The organism is Pandoraea morbifera (assembly GCF_902459575.1).
In the GTDB taxonomy this organism is placed as follows: Bacteria; Pseudomonadota; Gammaproteobacteria; order Burkholderiales; family Burkholderiaceae; genus Pandoraea; species Pandoraea morbifera.
Genome location: NZ_CABPSD010000009.1, coordinates 251,418 through 260,583, shown reverse-complemented (window position 1 = coordinate 260,583; position 9,166 = coordinate 251,418). Strand labels below are relative to the sequence as shown.

Sequence of the window (9,166 nt, the reverse complement as noted above, 5' to 3'; positions counted from 1 at the left end):
CACTGGTTCACGACGCTCGCGCACGCTCGAGCAGTCATCGCGGCATGGCGTCAGGACTACAACGAGCAAAGGCCGCACAGCGCACTGAAGTACCTTGCGCCGTCAGAGTTTGCGGCCAAACATCGGGCAACCGCGGACGCTCCTGCCGCTTTCCAGGAGCTGGTTTAAAGGGACTTTGCTAGAAGCCCATTGGCTCTAATGAAGGGGGCAGGTCATCACAAACCAATCAGCTTCCTTGATGTTCCGATACTTGCACCACAGGAGAAATGCGTTCGGGGTCGGACATATCGAACCGAACGGCTCACTTTTCCATAGCGAAAAGATCCGCTCGGCGGTCTCGAAGTTCGAGCTCATTATCGCCAGGTCCCGGCAGTCCTCCAAGGTGAGAAACTTCCCATTAGATGCCACCGGAAACTGCTTACATACGAGCAAGGCACCCTCCAACGGCGACCATTTCTTCATGGCCATCGCATTGATGATATCCTTGTCGTTCGTTGTCCTAACCGCCATCACCATTCTTCTTCCTCAGTTCTAGAAATCGGGACCGCAATCATACCTCGACCAAATCGGCCCGGCTTGGCGCTCGCAACAAATAGGCACGGCAAACCAACTTGACGCCTCCCCGTCCGCCAATGCTCTCGGCTTAGAAGATACTTCGGAAAATTACATCCTTCCAAATTAGTCATTTGCAATACGAACTTATTGACGTCAACGGCTTTCGCGCTCAAGCGCAGAAACAGTGTAGGACTTTGGGATCAATGGCTGCAACGCCAAAGCAGGGGTTTGATTCGCCACCGGAGGTGACGTTGATCATGGTTGACTTAATTTGATCGAAAACGCCTACACAGCACCTACACCGCCTGTAGACAAAGATCGAACCGAAACAAATGAACCGCTCAAATCATTGATTTTACTGGCCTGCCCAGAGGGATTCGAACCCCCGACCGTCGGCTTAGAAGGCCGATGCTCTATCCAACTGAGCTATGGGCAGTGCGTGCGTGACTTGATGACGCGTGCGGCGGCGGCCTGATACCGCTGCCGGCGCACCCTTCGCGCAACGCGACCGAGTCACGCAAGGGTAATCACCGATTATAGCGCACGCGCATGCCATTTTCATCGACGCCGTTGCAGGAGTTGTCCTCTTTACGTATCAGCGCAATCGCATCTAGACTGGTGACGTGGAGGAGCGCGCTCATGAACGAAATCGAACGCGAACAACGCTTTGGCGCCCATAATTACGCGCCGCTGCCCGTCGTGCTCTCGCATGCCAAAGGCGTCTGGGTCTGGGACGTCGAGGGCAATCGCTATCTCGACATGATGAGCGCCTATTCCGCCGTCAGCCACGGCCACGCGCACCCACGTCTGGTCGCAGCGCTTACCGCGCAGGCGCAACGGCTCGCCGTCGTTTCCCGTGCGTTCTACACGGACCGGCTCGGCGCCTTCCTCGAACGCTTGTGCGACCTCACCACGCTTGGCGGCGCCCTGCCCATGAATACCGGCGCCGAGGCCGTCGAAACCGCCATCAAGGCCGCACGCCGCTGGGGTTACAGCGTCAAGCGCATTCCCGCGGACAAGGCCGAGATCGTCGTGGCCGACGGCAACTTCCACGGGCGAACGACCACCCTCGTGGGATTCTCCTCCGAACCCTCCTATCGGGCCGACTTCGGCCCCTTCGCGCCCGGCTTCGTGCGCGTGCCCTTCGGCGATATCGACGCCGTACGCGCCGCCATCACCCCCAATACCTGCGCCGTGCTCTTCGAGACGATTCAGGGCGAAGGCGGTATCGTGATCCCACCGGACGGATTTCTGCGCGCCCTGCGCGCGCTGTGCACCGAGCACAACGTGCTCATGCTCCTCGACGAAATCCAGTCCGGGCTGGGACGCACAGGGCGCTGGTTCGCTTATCAGCACGAAGACGTGGTGCCCGACGGCGTCATGCTCGGCAAGGCGCTCGGCGGCGGACTGCTCCCTGTCTCGGCCTTCGTGGCACGCCGCGACATCATCGATCTTTTCGAACCCGGCAGCCATGGTTCGACATTCGGCGGCAACGCGCTGGCGGCCACCGTCGCGCTCGAAGCCCTCGACGTGATGGCCGACGAAGACCTGCCCGGCCGCAGTGCGGAGATGGGGGAGTACCTGCTCGCCCGCCTGCATGCGATTCACTCACCACTCGTGCGCGAAATTCGTGGGCGCGGACTCTGGGTCGGCATCGAGATCGATCCGGCGCTGGCCGACGCACACGACCTCGCACTGCGACTGCTGCACCGCCGGGTGCTCGCGAAGGAGACGCGCTCGACCGTGCTGCGACTCGCACCACCGCTCGTCATCGAACGCCCCGACATCGATCTGTGCATCTCGGCGCTCAAGGCCGTACTCGCCGAAGCCGAAACGAACGTGTGAGGGAGCCCGACGGTCAGCGGGACGGACGAACCAGGCAAATCGCGCGCGTCGTGTCGCGCTCGGTCAGTGCGCCGACGACTTCGACCAGAGATTCATGACCATCACGCCCGCAATGATGAGCGCCATGCCGACCATGGCCGGGGCGTCGAGCTTCTGCCCGAACAGCACGCGTGAGGCAATCGAGATAAGTACGATGCCAAGACCCGACCACATCGCATACGCGATTCCCACGGGAATCGAACGCAACGTGAGCGAAAGCATGTAAAACGCCAGGCCGTATCCCACCACCACCAGTGCGACCGGCCCCACCCGCGTGAATCCCTCCGAGGCCTTCAGGGCCGACGTTGCGATGACCTCCGCCACGATCGCCACCAGCAGATACAGATACGCCATCGTCCTACTCCCTTTCGCTCGAACTCACGGGCGCTCATCATAACCGACGTCACTTCGCCTCATTTGCCCCCCTCCTCTTCCCCGCCTTCCTAGGCTTCGTCGGGTCCCGGAGCGGCTCTTGCCCCCAGCGCCTGCCCGGCGCATGCTTCCTGCCAGGCCCCCCGCCGGAAAAACGAACCGCAGAAACCACTTGCCCAAGCAACGCACGCCGCGCTACATTCGCCATCACGGTGTGGCCAGCACACCGGCGTCGCTCGGACGGTTCCGGGCGCTTACGTTCGAGGATTCCCATGCCCGGCTCTCAGAGCTCGCGCAGCTTTGCGCGCATCAATCGCCTTCCCCCTTACGTCTTCAACATCACCGCCGAGTTGAAAATGGCGGCGCGCCGCCGTGGTGAAGACATCATCGACCTGTCCATGGGCAATCCCGACGGTGCGACGCCCCCGCATATCGTCAGCAAGCTCGTCGAGGTCGCGCAACGTCCCGATACACACGGCTATTCGACCTCGCGCGGCATTCCGCGCCTGCGCCGCGCCATCACGCGCTGGTACAAGGATCGCTACGACGTCGAGCTCGACCCGGAGCGCGAAGCCATCGTCACCATCGGCTCGAAGGAAGGTCTCGCCCACCTGATGCTCGCCACGCTGGACCAGGGCGACACGGTGCTGGTGCCGAACCCGTCGTATCCGATCCATATCTACGGCGCGGTCATCGCGGGCGCGAACATCCGCTCCGTGCCGATGACGCCCGGCATCGACTTCTTCACAGAGTTGGAGCGCGGCATTCGCGAGAGTCATCCGAAGCCCAAGATGGTGATTCTCGGTTTCCCGTCGAACCCCACGGCGCAGTGCGTCGAACTGGAATTCTTCGAACGCGTGATCGACCTCGCGCGCAAACACGACATTCTCGTGGTACACGATCTCGCGTACGCGGATATCGTATACGACGGGTACAAGGCGCCGTCGATCATGCAGGTGCCCGGCGCGAAGGACGTGGCCGTCGAGTTCTTCACGCTGTCCAAGAGCTACAACATGGCCGGCTGGCGCATCGGCTTCATGGTCGGCAACGCCGAACTGGTCGCCGCACTCGCACGCATCAAGAGCTATCACGACTACGGCACGTTCACGCCGGTTCAGGTCGCCGCCATCGCCGCGCTCGAAGGCGACCAGCAGTGCGTCGAGGCAATCCGCGAGCAATACCAGCGCCGCCGCGACGTGCTCTACAAGGGACTCACGGAAGCGGGCTGGGCCGTCGATCTGCCGCGCGCGTCGATGTATATCTGGGCGCGCATTCCCGAACCGTATCGCGCGCTCGGCTCACTCGAGTTCGCCAAGAAACTGCTCGCCCAGGCCAAGGTCTCGGTCTCGCCGGGCATCGGCTTCGGCGAATACGGCGACGAGTATGTGCGCTTCGCCCTGATCGAGAACGAATCGCGCATTCGCCAGGCCGTACGTGGCATCAAGCACATGTTCCGCGAAGACGGTCTGATCCAGCCGACCGTGGCCTGAACCACGCCCCGCAATACGGTCAACCGGCATCGGGGCGCATGTCACCCCGATGCCCCGGATCCCGCCGCGACTTCGTGCTGAACGAACAGTTCACGGGATTGCGCTCCGCACAAGTCCACGCGGGCCCCGAACTGACATCGGACGACGCGACCCATGCAGCGCCCACGGCGCGGGTCGCATCCGAAAGACTCATGCGCAAACCACCCCCGAGTGCCGCGTCGGCGACATAGTCGCACATGACCCTGTGCTTCCTGGCATCGAAGCGAGCCCCCGAAAAGCGAAGGTGCGCGAGCATGCCCTCGGAGGCTCTCGGTTGCTCGCCGTGCCACGTGCCGCCGTTGGCGTTGGCCGTGTAGACGATCGTCTCGTTGCCCACGCTTTGGTGGATGTCGGCCACGGCCGGACAGGCATTGATCTCCGCGTGCGCCGCCGTTGGACCGAAAACGGCAAGTGTGCCCACGATCATCGATATCGTACGAAACATGACGCGCTCCTTCTGAGGATGATGTGACAGACGATTCGGGATGTCCGGTACGATTACACCTGCTGGCCTGACGACTGAATTCTGAAAAGCGTCGCCGCGCGTGCGGGAGAGTTCCCGTTAGGCACGTCCTGACGATAAAAAAGAGGAGGCAAAAGCCTCCTCGTCAAAACATGCGATCGATGGTGTCGACGTCGCGCTAGGCAGGCAGCCACTCCTGCAACGTGACCTCGATGGTGATGAACGACAGATTGCCGCCGCGAACGAAACGCCCGGCGAACATGCGGCCTTCGGTGTCGGCCACCATGCCGTGCAGCATGGGCAGCGTCTGGGCGGCTTCGGGGCGCACGTCGACCTCGCCGAACACATTGAGGATTTCCACCCCCGGGCCGCTCACCAGCTGCTCGCGCCAACTGTCGCCTGCACGGAACGCGAGACGCGCGTCGATCAGGCTGCCGACCGCGCCGCGTACGATGGCCCGCGCAATGCCATGCTCGGCGCACAATGCCTCGATGCTTTCCGTCAGGTCCTGATTGGGCTTGAGACGGGCCACGACCAGCCGCCCCAGCGTGCCGCTCTCGATGGCGACCGGAACCTCCAGCGCCGCGCTCATGAGGGCTCTCCCGGTCGTCTCGCCGCGGGCCGCAGCAAATGAAAGCGCGTTTCCTCGTCCTCCCCGGTCACGTAGCCGCCATGTTCGAACAGGCACAGGCGGATCACCACGGGCTCGTCGCCCGCCCAGGTGTGATCGAGAATCAGATGACCACCGTGCAATTCGCCGCCCGGGTCGGAAAACCCGGCATGGCAATGCAGCAGCGTGGCGCCGTCGGAGGTGCGGCCTATCGTGATGGCCCCGCCGATCAGATCCACCTCCCGGGCTTCGTCGACCGGCGCCCCATAGCCGAACGGGCGCTCCGCGTCGGCAGTGGTCTCGATCATGTGATACCGCAGTCCTCGCGCGGTGCCCGCGCAGAAACGTCCGACGCCGCCACCATGCGTATAGCGGGATAACGCCGCACGCAGGGACTCGCCGAGATTCGCACCAGACCGGATCGTCACGCGCAGTTCGTGCTGCCCGCTCAACACGCAGTCTTCCACACGGGGTAACGTGGGGACGCCTGCATGTTGATAGATCCGCGAAAGCGCAGGTTTCATAGTCGATAGTCTCCTTGCTCTTCGAGCATCGTCTTGATTTGCTTCTTCACGATCTTGCCGTAGCCCGACTTGGGCATGGCATTCCAGAAAACGAAGCGACGCGGCCACTTGTACCGGGCAATGCGCGCCTCGAGATGTCCGAGCAGTTCGTCGGCCTGCGCGGCCATGCCCTCCCGGGCGACCACCACCGCGAGCCCGCTCTCGCCCCACTTGGGGTCCGGCACGCCGAGCACGGCGCACTCCGACACGGCCGGGTGAGTGAGCAGGGCCTCCTCGATCTCGCGCGGATAGACGTTCGAGCCGCCCGAAATGTACATGTCGGACGCGCGCCCCGTGATGTAGAGGAAGCCCTGCGCGTCGACGTGGCCCAGATCGCCCGTATGAAACCAGTCGTCCTTGAACGCCTTGGCATTCGCGTCCGGGTTGTTGTGATAGCCCATGAAGACGGCGGGGCCGCGCACGCAGATCTCGCCCGAGGCGAACGGCGGCTGACGCTCGCCGCGCTCGTCGAGAATCGCCACCTCCATGCCGGTGCGCGGCATGCCGCACGTACCCACTCGTGCATCGGGCGCGTCGTCGTCTTCGCTATGCAGCCACGGCGGCAACACGGTGATGTTGCCGGTCACCTCGCCCAGTCCGTAGTACTGCACCAGCACGCGCCCCAGCTTCTGCAGCGCGTATTTCTGGTCGGCGCGATACATGGGCGCGCCCGCGTAGATCACGAAACGCAGCGAGCTGTGGTCGTACTGGTCCACCGCCGGATCCTCGACCAGCATCTTCACGATGGTGGGCACCGTGAACATGTTGTCCACGCGATGGCGCTCGATCGCCTGCCACACCTGCGCCGCGTCCATCTTTTCTCCCGCCAGGAGCACGCTCGCCGCGCCACGCGCGGTGTTGACGATGGCATGAATGCCGGCGCCATGCGAGAGCGGCGCGACGACCATCGAGCGGCTGCGATACGTGATGCCAGGCATCAGGTCGGCCAGATGGTTCGTGACGACGAACGCCATCTGCCCGTGCGAGAGCACGCCCGCTTTCGGATGTCCGGTCGTGCCGGATGTGTAGAAGAACCACAACGGGTCCTCGTACTCGACTTCCGCCTCGTAACCGGCCGCGCCCATATGCTCGGCCACGAGCGTTTCGTAATGGAATTCACCCTGACGCGGCGTGCCCAGCGCAATCACATGGCGCAGGGCGGGCGACGCGGCACGCACGGCGTCGACGTGTCCCTCGAAGCCGGCGTCGTAGATCATGACGCACGCACCGCTCGATTGCCCGAGATACGCCGCCTCGGGCGCGGTAATGCGGAAGTTCGTCGGCACCCACACGGCGCCGAGCCGAAACGCGATCCACGCGCTCTCGAAAATCGGCAGGTTGTTGCGCGAGTGAACCAGCAACTTGTCGCCCTTGCCCACGCCCAACTTGCGCAGCGCGTCGACGGCTGCATTCACGCGAGCGTCGATCTGCGCCCACGTAGTGACCTTGTCGCCGACGATCACCCCGGGCTCGTCCGGGTGACGCCGGGCAACGTCGGCCAGCAGCCGGCCGAGATTCATGACCTTCTTGAGCATGTCGCTCGTCTCCTCTACTTTCTTATGGCTCAGTCTTGCAATATGACGGCCCCGGCCAGCGCCGGGCCCCTGCCTGATACGTTCTGCGCACCCCAACGGCCCGGCGTGCCTCGATGACGCCAAATGCGGCTTGATGCAACTTGATGCGCCTTGATGCGGTTCAGGCTAACGCGACGCAATCCGTCCGGACGCGTCGCGGCGTCCCAATGCGACGTCTCATCGCGCCTCGAGAATGCTGACGTAATTGGCCACGGCCGCGCCGCCCATGTTGAACACGCCCGCGAGCTTCGCGTTCGGGATCTGCATGTCGCCGGCGGTGCCCGTGAGCTGCATGGCCGCCATCACGTGCATCGACACGCCCGTCGCACCGACCGGATGTCCCTTGGCCTTGAGACCGCCCGAGGGATTGACCGGCAGCAGACCGTTCTTTTCCGTCAGGCCTTCGGCGATCACGTTGGCGCCCTGGCCGGGCTTCGCGAGCCCCATCGCTTCGTACTCGATCAGTTCGGCAATGGTGAAACAGTCGTGCGTCTCGACCAGCGACAAGTCCTTCAGCGACACGCCCGCCACGCCCAGCGCCTGACGCCAGGCATGCTGACCGCCTTCGAAGGCCAGCGGATCCCGGCGCGACAGCGGCAGGTAATCGTTGACCTGTACGGCCGCGCGAAAGCCCACGGCCTTGGGCATCGTGCGTGCGACGTCGGCCGACGAGATCACCAGCGCGGCGGCCCCGTCGGAGACCATCGAGCAATCGGTGCGCTTGAGCGGACCGGCCACGAAAGGATTCTTCTCGGAGACGTTACGGCAGAAGTCGTAGCCGAAGTCGCGGCGCATGTGCGCGTACGGGTTCACCGCGCCATTGCGATGATTCTTTGCCGCGATGCGCGCGAGCGCGTCGGACTGATCGCCGTAACGCTCGAAGTAGGTTTGCGCGATCGTGCCGAACACGCCGGCAAAGCCGCCGGGAATGCCCGCCTCTTCCCGCGCATAGCTGCATTTGAGCAGGACGTCGCCGACTTGCGGCGTGGCCAGCTCGGTCATCTTCTCGAAGCCGATCACGAGCACGTGCGTCGCCTTGCCGGCCTCGATGGATTGCAAGCCGCCGTGAACCGCCGCCGAACCCGTGGCGCAGGCGTTCTCGTAACGCGTGGCGGGCTTGAAGCGCAGGCCGGGAATACGGTTGAAGACGAGCGAAGACGGAAAGTCCTGATACAGGAAACCGCCGTTGAAGGTGCCGACATGAATCGAGTCGATCTGCTCGGGCGCAAGGCCCGCGTCGTCGAGAGCGGCTTGTGCGACATCGGCCAGCAGAACTTCGGCATCGACGTTATCGAGTTTGCCGAACTGGGAGTGGGCCCAGCCGGTAAGGCATGCAGCAACCATGAAGTGTTCTCCGGAAAATTGGGGTCATCCAGACTCCGGTGAGCAATTTCGATGCCAGACAAATGCGCCCGCCCGATTTGACGTGATGCGGGCGCCATTCGGTGCGGCGCGGGCGGCGTCGACCTGCCCCCTGCGTCCTCCTTGCAGCGGCAACGCTTGTGGCGCGCCGGCAATTGACGCAAGCGTAAAGCGCATGTCACCCGCCGGGCAAGTGAATTCGAGTGCACCCCGCGTGAAGCGAATTTGCTGTGCTGCAACACGCCGGGTGTGTC

General features: G+C 63.6%; 9 protein-coding genes and 1 tRNA gene. 3 read left to right on the top strand and 7 right to left on the bottom strand.

The annotated features are described in order from the left end of the window. Nucleotides 1-168: integrase core domain-containing protein (locus PMO31116_RS16405; RefSeq protein ID WP_150567660.1), on the top strand; the 168-nt coding region annotated here is incomplete at its 5' end. Nucleotides 169-914: 746 nt separating this feature from the next. Here the strand turns inward: PMO31116_RS16405 and PMO31116_RS16400 are convergent. After that, a tRNA-Arg gene (locus PMO31116_RS16400) sits at nucleotides 915-991 on the bottom strand. Between the two features lie 203 nt (nucleotides 992-1,194). On the opposite strand from PMO31116_RS16400, the gene rocD reads away from it, so the two are divergent. Beyond that, on the top strand, nucleotides 1,195-2,400 hold the full coding sequence (gene rocD / locus PMO31116_RS16395) for an ornithine--oxo-acid transaminase (protein WP_150567659.1): 1,206 nt from the start codon (nucleotides 1,195-1,197) through the stop codon (nucleotides 2,398-2,400). Nucleotides 2,401-2,463: 63 nt separating this feature from the next. On the opposite strand, the gene PMO31116_RS16390 is transcribed toward rocD, so the two are convergent. Next, complete coding sequence (locus tag PMO31116_RS16390) at nucleotides 2,464-2,793, bottom strand: DMT family transporter (RefSeq protein ID WP_150567658.1); 330 nt, start codon at nucleotides 2,791-2,793, stop codon at nucleotides 2,464-2,466. Between the two features lie 290 nt (nucleotides 2,794-3,083). Between PMO31116_RS16390 and alaC the strand changes: the two genes are divergently transcribed. Next, the gene (gene alaC, locus PMO31116_RS16385) at nucleotides 3,084-4,301 is read left to right on the top strand and encodes an alanine transaminase (RefSeq protein ID WP_150567657.1); all 1,218 of its coding nucleotides are present in this window, start codon (nucleotides 3,084-3,086) and stop codon (nucleotides 4,299-4,301) included. A gap of 19 nt (nucleotides 4,302-4,320) precedes the next feature. Here alaC and PMO31116_RS16380 read toward each other — a convergent pair whose 3' ends face one another. The 5 genes from PMO31116_RS16380 to PMO31116_RS16360 form a co-directional block, all read right to left on the bottom strand. Beyond that, nucleotides 4,321-4,785, bottom strand: coding sequence for a DUF3757 domain-containing protein (locus tag PMO31116_RS16380; protein WP_150567656.1), 465 nt, complete (start codon nucleotides 4,783-4,785; stop codon nucleotides 4,321-4,323). Nucleotides 4,786-4,981: 196 nt separating this feature from the next. Continuing rightward, nucleotides 4,982-5,395: a PPC domain-containing DNA-binding protein gene (locus PMO31116_RS16375; RefSeq protein ID WP_150567655.1), complete on the bottom strand. Its 414-nt coding sequence runs from the start codon at nucleotides 5,393-5,395 to the stop codon at nucleotides 4,982-4,984. Next, nucleotides 5,392-5,937 (bottom strand): PPC domain-containing DNA-binding protein, encoded by a 546-nt coding sequence (locus PMO31116_RS16370; RefSeq protein WP_246185330.1) that lies wholly within the window; start codon nucleotides 5,935-5,937, stop codon nucleotides 5,392-5,394. The genes PMO31116_RS16375 and PMO31116_RS16370 overlap by 4 nt, the downstream gene beginning before the upstream one ends. Beyond that, on the bottom strand, nucleotides 5,934-7,544 hold the full coding sequence (locus PMO31116_RS16365; RefSeq protein ID WP_281350160.1) for an acyl-CoA synthetase: 1,611 nt from the start codon (nucleotides 7,542-7,544) through the stop codon (nucleotides 5,934-5,936). The genes PMO31116_RS16370 and PMO31116_RS16365 overlap by 4 nt, the downstream gene beginning before the upstream one ends. A 183-nt stretch (nucleotides 7,545-7,727) precedes the next feature. After that, nucleotides 7,728-8,894 (bottom strand): acetyl-CoA acetyltransferase, encoded by a 1,167-nt coding sequence (locus PMO31116_RS16360; protein WP_150567654.1) that lies wholly within the window; start codon nucleotides 8,892-8,894, stop codon nucleotides 7,728-7,730. Nucleotides 8,895-9,166: the final 272 nt, after the last annotated feature.

Excerpts from the sequence above, each read along its gene's own strand:
- rocD (WP_150567659.1), top strand. The coding sequence starts at position 1,195 with ATGAACGAAATCGAACGCGAACAACGCTTTGGCGCCCATAATTACGCG.
- PMO31116_RS16390 (WP_150567658.1), bottom strand. The coding sequence starts at position 2,793 with ATGGCGTATCTGTATCTGCTGGTGGCGATCGTGGCGGAGGTCATCGCA.
- alaC (WP_150567657.1), top strand. The coding sequence starts at position 3,084 with ATGCCCGGCTCTCAGAGCTCGCGCAGCTTTGCGCGCATCAATCGCCTT.
- PMO31116_RS16380 (WP_150567656.1), bottom strand. The coding sequence starts at position 4,785 with ATGTTTCGTACGATATCGATGATCGTGGGCACACTTGCCGTTTTCGGT.
- PMO31116_RS16375 (WP_150567655.1), bottom strand. The coding sequence starts at position 5,395 with ATGAGCGCGGCGCTGGAGGTTCCGGTCGCCATCGAGAGCGGCACGCTG.
- PMO31116_RS16370 (WP_246185330.1), bottom strand. The coding sequence starts at position 5,937 with ATGAAACCTGCGCTTTCGCGGATCTATCAACATGCAGGCGTCCCCACG.
- PMO31116_RS16360 (WP_150567654.1), bottom strand. The coding sequence starts at position 8,894 with ATGGTTGCTGCATGCCTTACCGGCTGGGCCCACTCCCAGTTCGGCAAA.